The sequence below is a fragment of the Paenilisteria newyorkensis genome, assembly GCF_000766145.1.
In the GTDB taxonomy this organism is placed as follows: Bacteria; Bacillota; Bacilli; order Lactobacillales; family Listeriaceae; genus Listeria_A; species Listeria_A newyorkensis.
In genome coordinates this window covers 1-18,534 of record NZ_JNFB01000012.1, presented here as the reverse complement: position 1 = coordinate 18,534, position 18,534 = coordinate 1, and the positions used below count along the sequence as shown (strand labels likewise).

Below are 18,534 nucleotides of genomic sequence, written 5' to 3'. Positions count from 1 at the left end.
GAGGTGGGAAACAAGCGTTATTTGATCAACGTTCTTTATTATGCCCTTTCCCCGGCCAAAATGACCACTTTCCAAGCAGCATCGTTATCGCTGGGACTAAGAATGGACGGACAATGAAAGTATCCAATAAGACACCAATCGCCGTTATTAAGCCAAATTGGACGAGCAATTGAATCGGTAAGGTTGTCAAAACAGCGAACGTTCCTGCTAAAATAATACCCGCTGATGTGATAACGCCACCCGTTTGTCCCACGCCTTCTGTAATCGCCTCACGTAACGGCAATTCCCGACTTTTTTTCCAGATGCTTGAAATCATGAAAATGTTGTAATCCTCGCCGAGCGCTACGATAAAGACGAACGCGTAAATCGGGATCAAACCAGCGATTGCCTCGACGCCCATCACGTAATGAATGATAAGCCAGCCCAGTCCAAGTGCACTGAAGAACGAAAGCAGAACCGTCGCCACAAGGTATATCATCGCTGTCACCGAACGCAAGTAAACGAGTAGTAGCAACGCAATCAAGCCGATAACAAGTGGAATAATCAACGCCTCATCCTGTTTCGTCACAGCGCGCGAATCGTATTGTGTCGCCGTTTGTCCAGCAATCCAAACATTGTCTTTTGAAATCCCAGCATCACTCAGCGTCGTTTTTGCCGTATCACGAATATCCGGAATCACGTCCATCGCCTCGTTGCTATACGGGTTATCCGCCAGCTCAATCGTGTACATCACATAATCCGGATTTTTCGTGCTCGGAATACCCACAGACACATTCGCAATACCATCCTCTTTCTCCAAATCAGCCCGAAGATCCGTCTTCTCCCCATCCGTTTTTACAATTAAGTTCACCGGTGCTAATTGCCCCGCACCAAAATGATCACTAATTAGCGTAAAACCTTCACGCGAAGGCATATCTTTCGGGAATGTCGAAAGCGTGTCATACGTATACTTCACCTGCGTCGCAAAAATCGCACAACCACCCAAAATCAAAATCGTAATCACAAACGTTTTAATCGGATGTTGCGCTGACATTTCACCAACACGGTGCCAAAAACGGTTTTCGCGATGAGGTTTCACCGTTTTACCCTTTTTAGCAGCATGCGCTTTTGCCATTTCCTCTGTGCGCGGAACGAACGGCCAGAACGAAATCCGTCCAAAAATGCCGAGTAGCGCTGGAACGAGCGTCAACGAAGAAATCATCATAATCAAAATCGACAAGCTAAACGGTACCGCAAAATTGTGAATTGAACCATATTTTGCAACAAGTAAAATAAGTAACGCTGCCATCACCGTAAAGCCACTAAGCGCAATCGCGCCCGCCGTGTTACTAAACGCCTTTTTGAAAGCCGTATAGCGATTTTCATCATGATGCAACTGACTGCGGAATCTCGCAATCAAGAACAAACAATAATCCGTCCCAGCCCCGAACAAAAGCACCGTCATAATCGAAAGCCCCTGCGAACCGTACGTAATAATGCCCTCTTTCCCAAGCAACGCAATAATCGGCGTCACCGCCAAGTAAGCGAAACCAACCGCAATAAGCGGAATAAATGCCAAAATCGGTGAGCGATAAATCAGCAACAAGAATATCAAAACAAGCAAGACCGTCCCGATTAACAGCGACACATCCGCATCACTAAATAACTCCGTCGCATCCACGCTAATCCCCGCAGGCCCAGTCGTGCGCGCCGTCAACGTATCCTTACTACTCACCTTCTGATCAAACGGCTTATCCGCAAAAATCCCATTCGCCGTCTTTTCTAACTCCTCAAAACTTGTTTTCAGCTCATCCGAAGACGCCTTCGAATCCATCAAAACCGTCTGAATAAACGTCGTACCATCCTTCGAAACCTGCTGCTTCAAAACCGGAAGTGGCATCTTATCATACGGAACCACCGTTTTCTGATGATCCACTGGGTTTTGCTGCAACGCCTTCGAAAACTCCTGAATTTGCGCTAAATCAGTATTTGTCAGCCCCGTACTCCGAAACCACGTAATCAGAGCCGGCGTACCTTCCCCAGTCGGAAACTGCTCATCCATCACTTTTTGCGCCACGACAGAAGGCTCCGATGCCGCCAAATCCGACGCCGCATCATCCTTATAATCCGCCGATTTCGGCAAAAACACCTGCAATGCGACCACAATCAAAATCCAGACAGCAAGCGTAATCCACCGTCCACGCTTTCCACCTACCGCGTTCGCAATCTTACTAAAAATACCATGACTCATCTCAACTTCCCCCTAATTCATTTATCACTTGATCAACATTTTCGTTTATCAATCGATAAATTTTTATTTATAAAAAAAGAGACATTCCAATTATACCTCTTTTTTACAAATTCCAAACATCATAAAATCAATCAACTCGTCCAAACGGTCCGAAATAGAACCAGTACGAAACGGGCTATCACTAGCAAAAACCGGGCTAATCGTCGACAAACAATAACGCGCCGCCGTCTCACTCGTCACCCCCGGGCGTAATGTCCCATCATCTGCCATCTTTTCAAAGAGACGCTTAAACGGATCCAAATACGTCGATTGCCAAAGCTGAAACATCAAAAACTGATTTTCCTTCTTCAGCTCGTTCAATATATCATGAATCATCATCAAAATATTCGTCGGATGATTCTCAATCAACATCATTAGCATAGCCTTTAGTTGCACTTTTGGCGAATCATTTGCTTGCTCAATCGGAATCATATCCGTATGAATCTCAATCGTCAACTGCCGAACAACCTCGACATAAAGCGATTCCTTATCCTTGAAATGATGGTAAAGCCCAGGCTGCGTCATCTGGCACTGCGCCGCGATATCACGCGTAGAAACCGTTCGATAACCCTTCTCCATAAACAAATCACGAGCCGTCGTTAAGATTTTATTCCGCGTAAAAACCAATTCCTCCGCACGAGTCCGCTTCTTCATCCCGTTTCGCCTCCATCACTCATTCCTCCATCATTTTATCACGACTTCGCCAATCCGTAAACCTCACATCACAACTCCTCCCGCAACACCAAAACCGACTGCTCCTTGCGCTTCGCCTCAAACATAATATCCACATCACGCCCAGCCAATAATCCCATCAACCGCTGAAAATCCTCCAAATGAATCAAATCATGATGCGACCGATCCGTAGCCCCCGTTTTTCCAGAGCTAATATGCATTTTTGGCGTCGTTTCCCACGTTTTAAAAACATCCGTCACAATTTGCGCCACATCTGCATCCGGCTCATGATTACAAATATGATGATGAATATCAAAACAAACCGTTGCGCCCGTAGCCTCCGCAATAGCCAAAACATCATTCGCCGTATACGTCTTATCATCATTTTCCAGCCGTAAAAGCCGCTTAATATCATCCGATAAGCCTTTATATGCCTGTATAAAGCGCTCACTTGCCGTTTTCTTATCGCCATAAGCCCCACCAATATGCAAAATCATATCCGTGCCACCGACCAAATCCAACAACTGCTGATGATACGAAAGTTCCGCAATCGCCTTCTCCACAACATCCGCACGCGGCGAATTAATAATCGTGTACTGCCCAGGATGCATCGACAACCGCATCCCATGAAGCTCCCGCAGCCGACTAATCTCCTCCGTCAACGCCAAAATATCCGCATCCCGCTGCCAATCCCACGTCATAATCGGATGCGACGCAAAAGGAATCAAATCACTCGACATTCGGAAAAAATAAATCTCATGCGCAATATTCCACTCCAAAACCCGAATAACCTCCGCCAAATTATGTACCGCAATCTCCTTCACTTTTTCCAGCCCCTGCTCCTCCACCGTCCGCAACCGACACGTCCGAAACTTCGAAGGCATCGACATATTAATACACGCATATCCTAATTTCATCACTCCACCCCTTCCGCACACCATCATAGCAAAAAAGCAACCATCACACCAAGTAAAGTGGTTTTGATCGTTGCTTTCGCTATCCATCCTAATGTATAAACTCAGCCAAAATACTCGTAACCACCACCGACAAAATCGTCACCGTCGAAAAACCAGCCACAATCATTTTCGGTAATATTTCTGCCTCAATCGCCGCGATTTCTTCCTTGTTCTCACCAGCACTTTTCGCGGCCTCTTGACTCAAAATCATCGTTCCAGGAAAACCATAGAGCGTCGTGAGCCCAATCGCCATCGACATCGCCATACTATACCCAAGAAGTTTTCCCAAAACAGCCGAAAACGCGACACTTCCTGTAACCCCAATGGCAAACGCGATGCAAAGCGGACCAATCAACGCAATTAAATCGTCCACAGAAGACGTAGCGAGCGGGCCAAAAATAATGAGCAAAATCCCAATCATCATCAACCCATACGCATCGATACCAGTCAAAATATTCGGTTTTAGAACACCAAACGCACGCAGTAAAATACCAAGCAGCAACGCAATAACAAATTGATTCACAATCCCATTCGTCAAATCAGAAATAAATCCAGCAAGCATCACGACTGCACCGACCACGAACAAAGTCCCCGCCGTCGTTTGGAAAGCTTTCGGCAATATTGTTTTCGGCTCCTCCTTCACCGCTTTTTCCACAGGCTCCTTCACTTTCAATCGGCCAGCCCGATATTCTCCCTTCAAACGATTCGCCTCTTTCCGCAAAATAATCGAAGTGAGCGGATAACCAATCAACCCCTGAAAAGCCGAAATCAGCACAGCAAAAACAGCAACCAACACCAGTCCAGATGCCAGCGCGGCCTCTTGAATAATGATGACCGCGACCGTCGTACCACTAATCGCCCCAATCGCCGAAATGATGAAATTTTGATCCAAAAAGAAAGAGCCAATTGTGAAAAGGAAAACGATAATACCAAGAATCGCAGAAACACCGATAAGAACCGTTCTCCACTGCTTTTTCAGCTCATCAATACTAATCATCGTCCCAATATGAACAATTAGCATGCCAATAACCGTCTGGCCCAGCGCGAGTAAAGAAGAACTAGTCAGCAAATCTTCCGGAAACATATTCGTTTTAAACCCGACTATGAAAATAATCGCCGCCACAAGTAAAGAAGAAATAATTGATTTCGTTTTCTTAGCCACAAAATCCCCAATCGTCCAAATAAGCATGATAATCGTAAAAGCCGTAACCGGATTCATATAAATCCCCCATCTCATTAAATTATTCCAACCAATCTTCTCTCTGTATGCTTTCACTCTGTTAATTACCGAACAAACTGATAGAATGTTCTGAAATTTAAAAGTAACAATAAGTACTAATAACCAATCAAAAAGAGTAAAATAATTTACTGTCACAAGGATTGTAGCACAATTCATAGCAAATTATCAAATAAAAAAAGCCCAAAATATAGGCTAATTATGCAACATATCTTCCATCTCTCTATAAATCGTTTCTTGAACTTGTTTTGTAGCAATTCCCATAAGATGTTCTCCCGCACCAGAAAAATGAACAATATCCGCAAACCCCATCGATTTATAAAAGCTGGTTGATTTTTCATTTAGCGAATCCACAACCAACACTGGGAACTTAACATATGGAGATATATTAATACTACATATCCTGAACAAAGCATTCATCAGAGCTGATCCATATCCTTGGCCTTGATGCTCTTCTTTTATTGCAAAGTGTGTAATTTTAAAAGCTGGATAAACTCTTAATTGATTTGTAAAATATTTCGTATTGGAACGTTTAAATTTCTTAGCTAAACTCACCTCACTCGCGCATACTGTGAAGTAACCAATTAATTCGTTCCCCATCATCATAATCGTTGTGGCACTAAGCATCTCAGAATCTTGTTTCATCGCGTCTGTACGAATAAAGTCATTCAATAGATCAATCCCACATCCAAATGGTCCCACAACATTATCATGAGACACTAATCCATTAAGAGAGAAAATATCTATGTCGCCACTTTGCTGCTTCTCGTTATCCCTCATCATATTTCCATCCCTCAATGAATATTTATGTTTTTGTTTTTCTTTGCTCTTCTCATTCTTAGGACAACTTCATTCACTTTATTTAAATCAACTACTGGATTTTCAAACAATTTAACTGCATTCTTAAAATCCTTATCCGGTAGAACAATGACATCATTTTTTTTCAATGTACCTGTTACCATAGCTCATTCCTCCAAATTATATTATTAGTCTTGATAGTAAATTTAATTTTAAAATTTAATACAACGCCAAGCAATGTGCAAAACTACATAGTTCGTATAGCCTTATACCTCTAATCCTATAGTACCACAGATTAAGAAAAAACGGTACACATATATAACAAAAAGTGTCCAATTAGTTTAGCCTAATTGGACAAAGGAATTATGATTCATGTAATTAACAGCCATTAATCACATGGACACATTGGTACTACTCACTTTTAATGCCCTCGACAGGAATCGAACCTGTATTTTGAGCTTCGGAGGCTCACGTGCTATCCGTTGCACCACGAGGACGAAATTTTAATACACTCACAATCAATAATTATAGCGGAAAAATGCCAATTACACAAGCTTTATCTCATAGGAATATTTCATTCGAGCCTTTCGTTTGACCTAGTTTGACCATTCGTGTAATATAGAAGCATCAAGAGGAGAATGGAACATAATCGAAATAAATCGGCGACAAGCGCATGCATTCCAATAATTCGGCGGACTTCCGGTTCTCACATACACTAGTATGCTCCGCTTCCGGCTTCCACCAAATTATTGGAATACAAACGCTTTCGCTCGATTCGTGTAAAGCATTATCTTCATCTTACCCGTAAAAGGGTTTGGCAATCTTTTCATTATTTCGATTTTGTCTCAGTTTCTTTTTTAAATGAAATATACCTAAACAGGAGGGTTTTATTATGAATTTAATTCCAACAGTAATCGAGCAAACTAGCCGTGGGGAACGCGCTTATGACATCTATTCCCGCTTACTTAAAGATCGGATTATTATGCTAGGCAGTGCGATTGACGATAACGTAGCGAACTCGATCGTTTCGCAATTGCTATTTCTAGACGCGCAAGACCCTGAGAAAGATATTTTCCTTTATATCAACTCACCAGGCGGCAGTATTTCTGCTGGGATGGCGATTTATGACACAATGAACTTCGTAAAAGCGGACGTTCAAACAATCGCGATGGGTATGGCAGCATCGATGGGATCATTCCTACTTACAGCTGGCGCAGACGGCAAACGTTTCGCACTTCCAAACGCTGAAATCATGATTCACCAACCGCTTGGAGGCGCACAAGGCCAAGCAACGGAAATCGAAATCGCAGCTCGCCACATTTTAAAAATAAAAGAGCGCATGAACACAATCATGGCAGAGCGCACAGGTCAACCAATCGAAGTTATTTCACGCGACACAGATCGCGACAACTTCATGACTGCAAGCGAAGCCAAAGAATACGGCCTAATCGACGACATCGTAGTCAACAAAGCTGGTCTAAAATAACCAAACAAAACTCCCGAGCCATTCTCGTTTTCAGAGATAACTCGGGAGTTTTGCTTTTCAAAAACTATATTTTCCACAGAAACCTGTCCGTTCCTCCAAACCTCAGCCTGTCGACAAATACCTAGTTTCTAGGCAAAAGTGAGTACCGAAGCGGAGCGTACTGAGGTACGTGAGCATCGGAACAGAGCTTTTAACGACGAAAATGGGTGTTTGTCGACAGGCTGAGACTCGGGAGTTTTTTAATCAATATTCCCACGACGTCTACGAATAAAATCACGAAAATCCTTACTCGACCTCGTAGAAAGCAGGCATTCCTCTTGATTTACCATCGTGATAATACCATTTACATAGTTCACCGATTCAATTTTGTCCGTATTCACAATGAAAGCCCGATGCGTCTTATAAAATCGCTCGTCGAAACTATCTTCCAAGCTCTTAAGCGTGCCATAAAACTCGATTTGGCGGTCTTGCCCATGCAAAATAATCCTCCGCGCCTTCGTTTTTAACGTACTCAAAAACAAGATATCATCATAGAGCTCGTGAATAACTTTTTCATCTGTTTTCATAGTAAAAAACTTGCCGACCTCTTTACGTTCCCTGCCAACTCTTTCCTCAACACTTCTCATACAATCAAAAATCCGATTGCGCACTTTGTCGAAATCGTCCTTGATAATATAATCCATGGCCTCCACTTTATATGTAAAAGTCAAGTAACTGAGTTCTGCGTGAGTTGTGATGAAAACGATAAACCCTCTAGGATCGTATTCCCGAATCTTCTGCGCCAGCTCCAAACCGTCCAGCCGCGGATGCTTCAAGTCAACATCTAGAAAGTAAAGACCCATACCTTCGCCACCAAATTGGACGTAAGATAATAGTTCTTCAGGATCACCTGTGGATAAAGCGAGCTCCATGTCAAAATTCTCCATCATGATGTAATTCTCAACATGTTTCACAAGCTCGCTTCGTTGATTAACCTCGTCCTCACAGATAAAAACCTCAATCATCTCCTCACCCTCCTGTTAGCCGATTTCCAGTTCCTGCACAAAACCATGCTGCGTTATCTTCGTGTCCAGAGATACATTGGGATATTTCTTTAACGTCTTCTTCAAAGTCGAAAGCCCAATCCCGCGGTTCTCGCCCTTCGTAGAAAACCCTTCCTCGAAAAATTGATGAATCGGCGGCGAATCCTCCGGTAAACTATTAGCAAAAATGAGTACAATCGCCTCTTTTTTCTGAATAATTGCAACGCGAACAGTTGGATCAGCAGTATCAACGACCGCCTCAATCGCATTATCCAATAAAATCCCCGTCACCCGACATAAATCAATACTATCCATATTCATTTCATCAATTCGCTTATAAACCTCAACCTGCGCATCCACGCCCAATTCCTGAGCCCGAATCATCTTCGTAGCAAACAGTCCCTTCAGTTCAATAACCTCCAAATTCTGCAACGTCGACAGCTTCGAAATATTAACTTCCATATCCGAATTCATCGGAATAACCTTCGTCCGAAAATAAACGCTAAGCCCATCCATGTCCGAATTTGTGATGAAACCATTGATGCCAGATAAAATATTCACATAATCATGTCGGAAAACCCGCATGTCTTTTTGAAGCGCTTCGAGTGCCCCGACATATTCGCGAAGTTGGCTCATTTGGAGAGCTTGAGCTTCGACTTTTGCGTTTTTGACTGCGCTTCTGACAATGACTGTTAGTACAATAATCATGAAAAATGTATAGAATAGAAAGACCACAGCATTCACCATCAAAGCTTCTTGAGTTAGCTCAGTCCTAGCATCACGAATTATATAAAAATAAAATAGAGCTACTGTTGCTGAGCTAACAATGAGGATAAGAGCTAAGTACCTCCCTTGAAATATAACTTCACTCCCTATGCGAGCTAAAAAAACGTCTATTATTTTAAAAATAATACATGAATACACGAAGATAAAAATGGCTGTACTAAATTCCTGATCTAAAAATGTGTTGCCTAGTGTCAAGCTTGTCAATAAATTTGATATAATTCCTACTGCAAAAGAAAGAACAATACTCATTAGCGAAAGTTTTACATTTTTAGTACTTCGGTACATAAAGATAAATAAAACTAGCATTATGTATGGTATCGACATAAACTCCAGATATACATACAGCGGTAGAGCTGTTAATGTTAAAAATGTAAGTAAAATGAGTAGCTTCTTCCATTGAAATCTAACTCTACTTAAAACTTGGATACCTATCAATAAACAACCTATTAGCAAAAAAAGTCCGAATAGTAAAGCTTGCATAATTCCTCCTTCGTGAATCTAAGAGTACTTTAACTAAATTATAGTCTAAAATACTCTTTTTTACAACTTAATCCATGCACTATTCACAGTCTTCATTCTTTTTTTTTAAAATCTCGGGCATCTCAGGTTCATAGAAAATCAAAAAGCAACTTCCCTCTGATTGTCGAGCATTATCAGCTAACTTTTCAAACCTATCCTCTAGTTCGTTGGATATTTTATTTTTTATAGAATTCATATTAAATTTATTTTTTCGCATAATTATTATATCTCCTTTTCAATAAAAAGTAAGTCCATGGATGAATTGAAATTACTTGAATCAATAGACCAAGCAGTATTAGGCTTTTTACAACTCCATTTGATATTAGCAACATGATAAAAATAACAACAATGGTGTTATTTATTGATTTTCGCCTCAAAATGTGTCTTTTTTGAGCGTTAAAAAGTGGTATATTTTCAGTATCCGAAGGTGAAAATATCGCAATATTCAGTAAAATTAGAGCGCTTATAAGTACAATCATCCATCCAGACAATTGAACTTCCTTCACAATGTAAGGTAACACCACAAACACCACAACACTCGTTATTGTGCACCCCAAACTAGTCTTCGCATGCAGTCCAAACGAATGCCTACGAACAATCAAGTAAGAAAGATGTACAATCAACGTCTGCCAAATCATCCCTAACAAGGCAGCGGCGAGGTATACGGTAATTCCCTTCGTCACGTTCACTAAAAATATTTCTACACCATACTTTACAATCGCAAATCTGTCTTCGTCAACTTCCCTATCGCGGAAAATTGTTCTGGTAATCTTTGCTGCCATATTGGGGACGGTCAAACTAAACATTCCAATTCGCCTCCCTATTCATCGAGTGCTAATTCCCAGACAGAGACTAGCGAGATTTCACTAGCTCTGTCCGAATTAACAAACTCTGCAATTTCTACCCTATCATTTGGTATTTCATTCTCATTCAATATTTTCTCTATATTTCGTGTAACTCTTGCGTCTTGAGAGAGAAGATTGTGCTTCCCTCTCAACGGCTTACTATACAGTGCCTCATCCCGATAAACAATCATGTACAGCTTGTCGCGATTAAGTCCTACCAAAAACCGATTATCACTGATCCCAACGTGCCTTGTGATGCTATCCAAAAAATAGATGTAACCACGGTATGTAATCAACATTTTATATTTTGGTTGATGGCCAGCTACTGGAAACCGATCTAAAAAGTAGTCTTCTTTATTTATATAGTCACGTCCAAGCTTTGAAAATACTGCCAACATGAGACAATCCCATTTTGAATCCTCACTATTACGGTCTACTAAATTAATTTTAGCCAAGACGGGGCTAAAAAACTGCAAATCACGAACAATTTCCTTTTGGAAAAATAAGCATGGTTGTGTGCTAGCCATTTTTGCTTGAACAAATGGTTTCATCATTTCGTGATCTACTCCTTTCAGCGTCGAATAATGTGGTTCAAAAAGCTCATCTCGGTAAGCCTTATTTCCATAAACCAATTATACGACAGAAAGGTAGCATTTTTATCATTTTGTCGTGAACGTAGCGATTTCGTTCGTAAGCGCGAAAAAAGGGGTGTTTTTTAGTCATGTATGTAACATTAATTGATTTCATAGCCAAAAAAAGGATAAAATATCGGAGGTGAGTCCAATGTTTTATCCTGGTTTTTATTTTCCGTTTATCATATGAGTGACGCCCTAATTCTTGATTTCTAAAATAGAAAATAAATTACTCCTATATTCGAACAACCTTCATAAACTTTAACTCAAAAGTTTTTAGGGCTGGCTTTTCTTTATAGATTTTCTGATGATGACTGTGAGAACTGCTATGGCAATTACAACTACAGCAACCATTGTGATAGGTATGTATTGACTCATATATTTAGCCTCCTGTTATTTATAATCTTATTTTTACACTCCATGACTCGTAACTGGTTTCACTATATGAACACTATAACATATATACAAGATAAATATGAATTTTACTTTGATTAGCGTTTTTACATTAATAATTAAGTTCTTATTTCGCAAATCTTTAGTAGGCAGTTTCATTCGCGTCTTTTTCAATTTTCTCTTTTAAAGCTGATGTATCCAGCACTTGAAAATTGCTTGTCATTTCTTTCTGTTTCTTAGTAATGAGCATTCCCAGCTTACTTCTGCCGTTATTTCCAGGCAAACCCGGCTCTCTATTTCCGAATTTCAGTGTTGTATTTCCATCGACGAAATAAGTTCCATTTACTTGACCTTTAATCCAAAATGTCTGACCATCACCTGAATCCATCAGCATTAAAATATACGTTTCGCCTGATTGGAATAATGGATAATTTTCAATCTCCAGTCCTTCTTGGCCACCTTGGAGAATATCAATTATATCCTGATTCTTCTTATCTCCTGCGTAGACTTTTTTAATCTTACTTTCAAATTTGGTTTTTGGGACAATATTGTTCCCACCTGAAATTGTATCGCTTTTCTTTGCAATCTGGACTTCTGCTATTAAATCAGATTCTTTGATTGCTTGATTATATGTAACAGCTTCGATTGATGTATGGACGCTCGCTTTTAGCTCATTGCTTCCACTGGGCTTGCTGTTAGTATCTTCATCACCACACGAGACTAAAGCAAAACAACACAGTGATAGGATAATAATTCTCATTTTTTTCATATAAGCGCTCCCTTTTTTATAAGATAGTTTTACAATAACACGTTTTGAGTCGAAATACCAAATTAGCGTCTGAACCTAAATAATGGTATTATGGTTAGACATACTAACAAAAAAGGAGCCGTTATTCATGATAAGAATCGCAATAGCTAGTTTACTTCTTGTATCAGGTTGTTCGACAAACGAGGTGGCAGCAGATAATAAAATAACCCAAAAAGTAGTGCCAGTTGATGAACGAACTATTATCTCATCGCCTAATAAATACACTTCCTTGGCTTCCAATCTAACCGAATTAGAAAATACATCGCCGATTATTGTAGAGGTCGCGAAAAATGGAGAAAAGCAAACGGTGATTAAGGAATCCGAAGAAAGTATTATGCCCACCGAATTTTATACGCTGAGCAGTGTAATTATCAAAGACATACAAAAAGATGCCACCAGCTCTCTAAAAGTCGGTGACAAGATTGAAATTGTAGAGAATGTAGTGACTGATGTACTGATTGAAAACGAAAAAAAGACGCTTACTTTTGATTATTATAAAAAAATGGACATAGGAAAGTCTTATTATCTCTATCTTAGAAACAGCACATCCGGCGATAACTACGTTTTAACAAATGCATTTTTGAGTAAGTATCCTGTGAATAAGGAGCCTAAACATGAACTATTTTTGAATGAGAACGGCTCAACCCATAGTTTGGAGAACTCGGATTACCAAGATTTATACGGAGACTTATACACCGAAATTTCACAAGAAAACGAATAGGTTTATAGCCAAAAACAAGCATCCCATCAAACTCGGAATGCTTGTTTTTCTATTTAATTACCAACCACCACGCGAATACTGCTCAGGCGGTGTCACTTCTCCACGAACATCTTTCGCAGCGGTTCTCGCCCAATACGGGTCACGCAACAATTCGCGTCCTAGGAAAATCAAATCGGCGCGGTCATTTTGCAGAATTTCTTCTGCTTGAACGCCTGTCGTAATTAGGCCTACTGCGCCTGTCGCGATTCCTGCTCCTGTGCGGATTTTTTCAGCGAATGGTACTTGATAGCCTGGATATACTTTTGGAACGGTATTTACTAGTGCGCCACTGCTGACATCTAGTAAATCGGCGCCGTCTGCTTTCATCCATTTGGCGAACGGGATGTAATCGTCTACTGTCAAACCGCCATGCGCGTAATCGGTCGCGGAAATACGAACGAAAAGTGGGCCATCCCAAACTTCGCGAACGGCTTTAATCACATCGCCTAAAACGCGGTAACGGTTCCCTGCTGGGCCGCCATATTGGTCTTCGCGTAAATTCGAAATCGGTGATAGGAATTCGTGTAATAAATAGCCGTGCGCTGCGTGAATTTCAATGACATCAAATCCGGCTTCTTTCGCGCGGAAGGCTGCTTTTTTGAAATCAGCTACGACTTCTTCTATTTCTGCTGCTGTCAGTTCGTGCGGTTTTTTGCTTTCATCGTCAAATGCGACGGGGCTTGGTGCGACTGGATCTACGTCTAAAACGGCTTTTCGACCGGCGTGTGCCAACTGGATTCCAGCTGCGCCTTTATGGTAATGCACACCGTCAACGATTCGCTTCAAGGCTGGAATTTGGACGTCATCCCATAATCCTAAATCGCCGTGAGAAATTCGGCCAACCGCCTGTACCGCTGTTGCTTCCAAGATGATAAGGCCAACTTGACCGGCCGCGCGGGAAACGTAATGCGCGAAATGAAAATCGTTCGCCACTCCGTCATCCGTCTCTACAGAATACATACACATTGGGGACATCGCCACACGGTTTTTCAAAGTAAGACCTTTCGTTTTATACGTAGAAAACAATTTTGACATGGTTTGATCGCATCCTTTTCTTAGTTATATTTATTTCGAAGGTATTCTAAGTCCTAATTGTGACGGGGATTCGCCGCTTCGTAGTTGGTCCGCGATTTGGTCAAGTTTGCGCAAACGGTGGTTGATTCCTGATTTGCTGATTGGCCCGCTGGAGAGCATGTCGCCGAGTTCCTGCAGCGTCACGTCTTCATATTGCACGCGCAAAACCGCGATTTCCCGCAACTTTTCAGGTAATGCTTCTAAGCCCACCGCCGCCGCGATAAATTTAATATTATCAATTTGCCGCACCGCCGCGTTAATCGTTTTATTCAAGTTTGCCGTCTCACAATTCACAAGCCGGTTCACCGAATTCCTCATATCGCGCATAATCCGAACGTCTTCAAAATGAAGCAGCGCCCCAGTTGCCCCGATAATATTCAGGAATTCCGTAATTTTCTCCGCCTCTTTCAAGTACGTAATATAGCCATTTCGGCGTTCCAATGTCCGCGCATTGAGCTTGAAACTGTTCATCAAACTACAAATCGCGTCGTTGTGCTCCTCATACACCGAGTTAATCTCCAAATGATACGACGACGTCTCCGGATTATTCACCGATCCACTCGCCAAAAATGCGCCGCGAAGATAGGCCCGGCGCGCACTCTTCGTCTTAATTAACGCAGGATTAATCGCATTCTGAAACACGCCATCATTTAAAATCGCCAAATCGGCCAGAATCTCTTTCGTCTTAGCCTTCAAACGCACAATATAGACGTTATTTTTCTTCAATTTCATTTTTTTGCGTACCAATAATTCGATCGGCACTTGATACAATTCCTTCAAAAGTCGATACATTCGGCGCGCAATCGCTGCGTTCTCCGTCTGGACGTCCACCACCATCATCTGGTTAGAAAACGAGACGGCACCGTTCATGCGGATAAAAGCCGACAGTTCCACTTTTGCATCCGTTTTTGTAATATCTAAATTGGTTAATTCTTTCTTTGTTTCCGAGGCAAAGGACATAGACCCTCATTCCTTTTCTTTCAAATTCATCAGAATCTGTAATAATGTATTCGTCACTTTATCCGCAGCATGCCTTACTAATCCGCCTTCTGTGGAGAGTAAATCGCCTGCAATGACGTTAATATTCAGCGCGTGATCCTTCTCAAAATTCTGCTCAACCTGCATCACATCATCCGGGAACATCAAATGTCGCGGCACTTCCGCCGTATTAATCATCATTGCGTCAATAATCGGCCGACCCACATGGTTCAAAATCACCTGCGCATGATCCGCGTCCGTGAAGAAATCCGTTTCCCCAACTTGCGTCAAAATATTGCAGATATACACCTTGTACGCCTTACTTTCAAAAATCGCATCTTGCAAATCCTGCACCAACAAGCTCGGCAAAATACTCGTATACAGGCTTCCCGGCCCAAGCACAATCAAATCCGCGTCATGAATCGCCTCAATCGCGGCTGGCAAAGCCTTCACATCCGCCGGCGTAATAAACACGCGGTCAATCGGCTGGCCCTGCATCGGAATCGCCGACTCCCCTTGCACAAGCGAACCATCCTCCATCACCGCATTCAAAATCAGCGGTCGATCCGTCGCCGGAATCACTTTTCCACGAATCCGCATAGCCTTGCTAAGTACTTCGATCGCCTCCACGTAACTATCATTCAACTGCGATAACGCCGTCAAAATCAGGTTTCCAATCACGTGCCCCGACAAATCACCTTCCACTTTAAAACGATATTGCATCAAAGCTTCCATCCGCGGATCCGTATTCGACAGCGCCACCATCACGTTTCTAATATCACCAGGTGGCAATACATCCATTTGTTCGCGAATCTTGCCCGAACTCCCGCCATCATCAGCAACCGTGACAATCGCAGTCAAATCAATCGGTTGTTTTTTCAAGCCTCGCAGTATGACCGGTAAGCCTGTCCCGCCACCAATCACGACCACTTTCGGCTTTTGCGTCGTTGTCATCTCACTTTCCCTTTCTGCGTTTCATATCACGATGCGAGATCTGCGTCTCATATTTCGTTTTCAAGTTATTACCAACGTACTCCGAAAGCGCCACAGAACGATGCTGACCGCCAGTACAACCAATTGCAATCACCAACTGCGTCTTCCCTTCACGCTTATAATACGGCAACGTAAACAAGATCATGTCCATCAATTTATTCAAGAAAGTCTCCGTCTCCGGCCATTTCATCACATAATTATAAACATCCCGATCAAGCCCAGTCAGCGGACGCATCTTATCAATATAATGCGGATTCGGCAAGAACCTCACATCAAAAACCAAGTCCGCATCGATCGGCAAACCATACTTAAACCCAAACGACATCACCTGCACGTTGAAAACTTCCCGGTCACTCGTCTGAAACTCATTGTTCATCCGTTCACGAAGCTCGCGCGGCGCCAATGTCGACGTATTAATCACAAGCTGCGAACGACCCTTCAAGTCCTCCAACAACTCGCGCTCCTGCTTAATTCCCTCCAACACCGAACCATTAGGCTCAAGCGGGTGATGACGGCGAGTCTCCTTATAACGAGACACCAAAACCTGGTCATCCGCATCCAAAAACAACATTTTCGTCGTAATAAAAGACGTATTATCCAACTCATCAAGCGCCGGCTGAATCGAATCAAAAAACTCGCGACCCCGCAAATCCATCACGAGCGCAATTTTGTTCATTTTGCCAGATTCCTTCATCAATTCCCAGAACTTCGGCAATAAACTCGGCGGTAAATTATCCACACAAAAGTAGCCCAAATCCTCCAAAGATTGCATTGCGACAGTCTTCCCTGCCCCACTCATCCCCGTAATAATCACTAACTGCAAATGATTCGTCGCCATCTATAGCCCAACCTTTCCTATCTCAAAAAGTAGTCCCAATGTGTACTCTAGGCTACTTCTTTCTATACTAATATACAAACTCATTCTACCATATCTCCACCCAAAAACCTAACAAAGTAAATCAGCCGGGCGTTTCATTTCCCTTTCGTAAACTGTCACAAACTGTACACAATTCCATTCCAATATACGGAAATTCTGTATTTTTTAGCCCACACAACCATGATACTATTTAGAAGCACTAGAAAATGCGATAACTTGAAGGAGGAATTATAAAAATGAATAAGAATATCAAAAAAGTAGCCACAGTAATCTTAGCAACCAATGTGTTAGCAAGCACAGTACTGACGACATTACCTGCTGGCACTTATGCAACATCTACTCAAGAAAATACAGAAACGAGCGTAACAAGTCCCATTGTTAATCCTATCATTACGAACTCTACTCATATAACTGGTAAAGTGGATCCCCATACATCATCTATTAAAGTTCAAGTCCATAACCCAAATCAGTCTGTATTAGCCAATTATGAGTTTACTGATATCGATACAGACGGTTCCTTTAATATTTCAGTAGCAAATATGCATCTTGAAGCAGGAATGTCTATATCTATCAGTCAAGTTGTTAATGGTGTTGAGAGCTCTATAACAAAAACACCTGTTCAATTTCCCAAACTAAATATAAATCCATTAACCGTTTCTTCCACTAGCGTCCAACTGACCAATGCTGAATATCTTCAACTAATAAAGATTGACGTTTATGATAAAAATGGAGCATATTTAAACCGGCTTCTTCAAAAAATGGCTCCATCTGGTGGAAATCTAACATTCAATATCGATTTATCCAGATATTCGCCTGGAGACTACATTATGGCATATCAAGGTTACGGATCATCCTTAGCAGAATACTCTAATGTAAGCGCACCTGCAAAAGTAATCATCCAGGACCCATCAACAAACCACTCCCAAGATCTTGTTGACGCTCTATTCATTGATAATGATACCAGTAAAAGCATTAAGCCTACTGTCACACAAGCGGATATCGATGCCGTACAAGCGGCGCTAGACTTAGTTGTTGACACAGTTGACAAGACAGCTGTACAAGCAGCTATCGACAAAGCTACAGCAGGACTTGCAGATTTCACTACAATTGAAGCTGCAACAACCGCTGTAAATCAACTTTTCGTAGACAATGATCCCGAAAAAAGCATCCGACAAACAACCACTCAAGCGGATATCGACGCAGCGCAAGCTAAAATCGATGCTGTAACAGACGCAACTAAAAAAGCAGAACTTCAAGCAGAACTTGACAAAGCAACAACAGCTTTCAATGTTATCGCGCCAACTACTATAAGCGCTTTAACGACAGATTCTGTCAAAGTAACAGGAAGTGGGGAACCCAACGCTCCTGTGACCATCAAAAACGGCACGACAACTATCGGTACTGGCACTGTCAAAGCAGATGGTACGTT

19 protein-coding genes and 1 tRNA gene are annotated in these 18,534 nt (G+C 41.9%); 3 read left to right on the top strand and 17 right to left on the bottom strand.

What is annotated here, in order from left to right; genetic code table 11:
- Window positions 1-25 precede the first annotated feature (25 nt).
- From EP58_RS04655 to EP58_RS04630, 7 genes are all read right to left on the bottom strand, one after another.
- Window positions 26-2,230, bottom strand: a complete 2,205-nt coding sequence (locus EP58_RS04655) for an MMPL family transporter (RefSeq protein WP_036090711.1) — start codon at window positions 2,228-2,230, stop codon at window positions 26-28.
- A 90-nt stretch (window positions 2,231-2,320) separates the two neighbouring features.
- A complete protein-coding gene (locus EP58_RS04650; RefSeq protein ID WP_036090708.1) occupies window positions 2,321-2,923 on the bottom strand; it encodes a TetR/AcrR family transcriptional regulator in 603 nt (200 codons plus the stop codon).
- A 68-nt stretch (window positions 2,924-2,991) separates the two neighbouring features.
- Window positions 2,992-3,858: a UV DNA damage repair endonuclease UvsE gene (gene uvsE / locus EP58_RS04645; protein WP_036090706.1), complete on the bottom strand. Its 867-nt coding sequence runs from the start codon at window positions 3,856-3,858 to the stop codon at window positions 2,992-2,994.
- A gap of 88 nt (window positions 3,859-3,946) precedes the next feature.
- Window positions 3,947-5,116 carry a hypothetical protein gene (locus tag EP58_RS04640; RefSeq protein WP_036090704.1) on the bottom strand — a complete coding sequence of 390 codons (1,170 nt, stop codon included), beginning with the start codon at window positions 5,114-5,116 and terminating at the stop codon, window positions 3,947-3,949.
- A gap of 213 nt (window positions 5,117-5,329) precedes the next feature.
- Window positions 5,330-5,917 (bottom strand): GNAT family N-acetyltransferase, encoded by a 588-nt coding sequence (locus EP58_RS04635; RefSeq protein WP_036090701.1) that lies wholly within the window; start codon window positions 5,915-5,917, stop codon window positions 5,330-5,332.
- A gap of 11 nt (window positions 5,918-5,928) precedes the next feature.
- Window positions 5,929-6,096 (bottom strand): hypothetical protein, encoded by a 168-nt coding sequence (locus EP58_RS17470; protein ID WP_156110573.1) that lies wholly within the window; start codon window positions 6,094-6,096, stop codon window positions 5,929-5,931.
- Window positions 6,097-6,357: 261 nt separating this feature from the next.
- Window positions 6,358-6,429, bottom strand: a tRNA-Arg gene (locus EP58_RS04630).
- Between the two features lie 395 nt (window positions 6,430-6,824).
- Here EP58_RS04630 and clpP point away from each other — a divergent pair.
- Window positions 6,825-7,418 (top strand): ATP-dependent Clp endopeptidase proteolytic subunit ClpP, encoded by a 594-nt coding sequence (gene clpP / locus EP58_RS04625; RefSeq protein ID WP_036062063.1) that lies wholly within the window; start codon window positions 6,825-6,827, stop codon window positions 7,416-7,418.
- 239 nt (window positions 7,419-7,657) lie between these two features.
- Here clpP and EP58_RS04620 read toward each other — a convergent pair whose 3' ends face one another.
- From EP58_RS04620 to EP58_RS04600, 6 genes are all read right to left on the bottom strand, one after another.
- Window positions 7,658-8,422 carry a LytR/AlgR family response regulator transcription factor gene (locus EP58_RS04620; protein ID WP_036076760.1) on the bottom strand — a complete coding sequence of 255 codons (765 nt, stop codon included), beginning with the start codon at window positions 8,420-8,422 and terminating at the stop codon, window positions 7,658-7,660.
- A 15-nt stretch (window positions 8,423-8,437) separates the two neighbouring features.
- Window positions 8,438-9,187 carry a sensor histidine kinase gene (locus EP58_RS17465; protein ID WP_159106208.1) on the bottom strand — a complete coding sequence of 250 codons (750 nt, stop codon included), beginning with the start codon at window positions 9,185-9,187 and terminating at the stop codon, window positions 8,438-8,440.
- A gap of 598 nt (window positions 9,188-9,785) precedes the next feature.
- Window positions 9,786-9,941, bottom strand: coding sequence for a cyclic lactone autoinducer peptide (locus EP58_RS17865; protein WP_420063863.1), 156 nt, complete (start codon window positions 9,939-9,941; stop codon window positions 9,786-9,788).
- 7 nt (window positions 9,942-9,948) lie between these two features.
- Window positions 9,949-10,551: an accessory gene regulator B family protein gene (locus EP58_RS04610; protein ID WP_052171347.1), complete on the bottom strand. Its 603-nt coding sequence runs from the start codon at window positions 10,549-10,551 to the stop codon at window positions 9,949-9,951.
- Window positions 10,552-10,565: 14 nt separating this feature from the next.
- Entirely contained in the window at window positions 10,566-11,144 is a 579-nt protein-coding gene (locus EP58_RS04605; RefSeq protein ID WP_036090696.1) for a hypothetical protein, read from the bottom strand.
- Between the two features lie 613 nt (window positions 11,145-11,757).
- Window positions 11,758-12,384 (bottom strand): hypothetical protein, encoded by a 627-nt coding sequence (locus tag EP58_RS04600; protein WP_036090693.1) that lies wholly within the window; start codon window positions 12,382-12,384, stop codon window positions 11,758-11,760.
- 127 nt (window positions 12,385-12,511) lie between these two features.
- Here EP58_RS04600 and EP58_RS04595 point away from each other — a divergent pair, with 127 nt between their 5' ends.
- The gene (locus EP58_RS04595; RefSeq protein ID WP_036090691.1) at window positions 12,512-13,144 is read left to right on the top strand and encodes a hypothetical protein; all 633 of its coding nucleotides are present in this window, start codon (window positions 12,512-12,514) and stop codon (window positions 13,142-13,144) included.
- A 57-nt stretch (window positions 13,145-13,201) separates the two neighbouring features.
- Here the strand turns inward: EP58_RS04595 and namA are convergent, their stop codons facing one another.
- Genes namA through rapZ form a run of 4 tightly spaced genes read right to left on the bottom strand, consistent with a single transcriptional unit; the run spans window position 13,202 to window position 17,066 of the window.
- The gene (namA, locus tag EP58_RS04590) at window positions 13,202-14,218 is read right to left on the bottom strand and encodes an NADPH dehydrogenase NamA (RefSeq protein WP_036090689.1); all 1,017 of its coding nucleotides are present in this window, start codon (window positions 14,216-14,218) and stop codon (window positions 13,202-13,204) included.
- 30 nt (window positions 14,219-14,248) lie between these two features.
- On the bottom strand, window positions 14,249-15,217 hold the full coding sequence (gene whiA / locus EP58_RS04585) for a DNA-binding protein WhiA (RefSeq protein WP_036076742.1): 969 nt from the start codon (window positions 15,215-15,217) through the stop codon (window positions 14,249-14,251).
- Window positions 15,218-15,223: 6 nt separating this feature from the next.
- Window positions 15,224-16,189, bottom strand: a complete 966-nt coding sequence (locus tag EP58_RS04580) for a gluconeogenesis factor YvcK family protein (protein ID WP_036090687.1) — start codon at window positions 16,187-16,189, stop codon at window positions 15,224-15,226.
- Window position 16,190: 1 nt separating this feature from the next.
- The gene (gene rapZ / locus EP58_RS04575) at window positions 16,191-17,066 is read right to left on the bottom strand and encodes an RNase adapter RapZ (RefSeq protein WP_036090684.1); all 876 of its coding nucleotides are present in this window, start codon (window positions 17,064-17,066) and stop codon (window positions 16,191-16,193) included.
- Window positions 17,067-17,341: 275 nt separating this feature from the next.
- Between rapZ and EP58_RS04570 the strand changes: the two genes are divergently transcribed.
- Window positions 17,342-18,534: toxin Cry1Ac domain D-VI-related protein (locus EP58_RS04570; RefSeq protein ID WP_036090682.1), on the top strand; the 1,193-nt coding region annotated here is incomplete at its 3' end.

Excerpts from the sequence above, each read along its gene's own strand:
- EP58_RS04655 (WP_036090711.1), bottom strand. The coding sequence starts at position 2,230 with ATGAGTCATGGTATTTTTAGTAAGATTGCGAACGCGGTAGGTGGAAAG.
- EP58_RS04650 (WP_036090708.1), bottom strand. The coding sequence starts at position 2,923 with ATGAAGAAGCGGACTCGTGCGGAGGAATTGGTTTTTACGCGGAATAAA.
- uvsE (WP_036090706.1), bottom strand. The coding sequence starts at position 3,858 with ATGAAATTAGGATATGCGTGTATTAATATGTCGATGCCTTCGAAGTTT.
- EP58_RS04640 (WP_036090704.1), bottom strand. The coding sequence starts at position 5,116 with ATGAATCCGGTTACGGCTTTTACGATTATCATGCTTATTTGGACGATT.
- EP58_RS04635 (WP_036090701.1), bottom strand. The coding sequence starts at position 5,917 with ATGATGAGGGATAACGAGAAGCAGCAAAGTGGCGACATAGATATTTTC.
- EP58_RS17470 (WP_156110573.1), bottom strand. The coding sequence starts at position 6,096 with ATGGTAACAGGTACATTGAAAAAAAATGATGTCATTGTTCTACCGGAT.
- clpP (WP_036062063.1), top strand. The coding sequence starts at position 6,825 with ATGAATTTAATTCCAACAGTAATCGAGCAAACTAGCCGTGGGGAACGC.
- EP58_RS04620 (WP_036076760.1), bottom strand. The coding sequence starts at position 8,422 with ATGATTGAGGTTTTTATCTGTGAGGACGAGGTTAATCAACGAAGCGAG.
- EP58_RS17465 (WP_159106208.1), bottom strand. The coding sequence starts at position 9,187 with ATGGTGAATGCTGTGGTCTTTCTATTCTATACATTTTTCATGATTATT.
- EP58_RS17865 (WP_420063863.1), bottom strand. The coding sequence starts at position 9,941 with ATGAATTCTATAAAAAATAAAATATCCAACGAACTAGAGGATAGGTTT.
- EP58_RS04610 (WP_052171347.1), bottom strand. The coding sequence starts at position 10,551 with ATGTTTAGTTTGACCGTCCCCAATATGGCAGCAAAGATTACCAGAACA.
- EP58_RS04605 (WP_036090696.1), bottom strand. The coding sequence starts at position 11,144 with ATGATGAAACCATTTGTTCAAGCAAAAATGGCTAGCACACAACCATGC.
- EP58_RS04600 (WP_036090693.1), bottom strand. The coding sequence starts at position 12,384 with ATGAAAAAAATGAGAATTATTATCCTATCACTGTGTTGTTTTGCTTTA.
- EP58_RS04595 (WP_036090691.1), top strand. The coding sequence starts at position 12,512 with ATGATAAGAATCGCAATAGCTAGTTTACTTCTTGTATCAGGTTGTTCG.
- namA (WP_036090689.1), bottom strand. The coding sequence starts at position 14,218 with ATGTCAAAATTGTTTTCTACGTATAAAACGAAAGGTCTTACTTTGAAA.
- whiA (WP_036076742.1), bottom strand. The coding sequence starts at position 15,217 with ATGTCCTTTGCCTCGGAAACAAAGAAAGAATTAACCAATTTAGATATT.
- EP58_RS04580 (WP_036090687.1), bottom strand. The coding sequence starts at position 16,189 with ATGACAACGACGCAAAAGCCGAAAGTGGTCGTGATTGGTGGCGGGACA.
- rapZ (WP_036090684.1), bottom strand. The coding sequence starts at position 17,066 with ATGGCGACGAATCATTTGCAGTTAGTGATTATTACGGGGATGAGTGGG.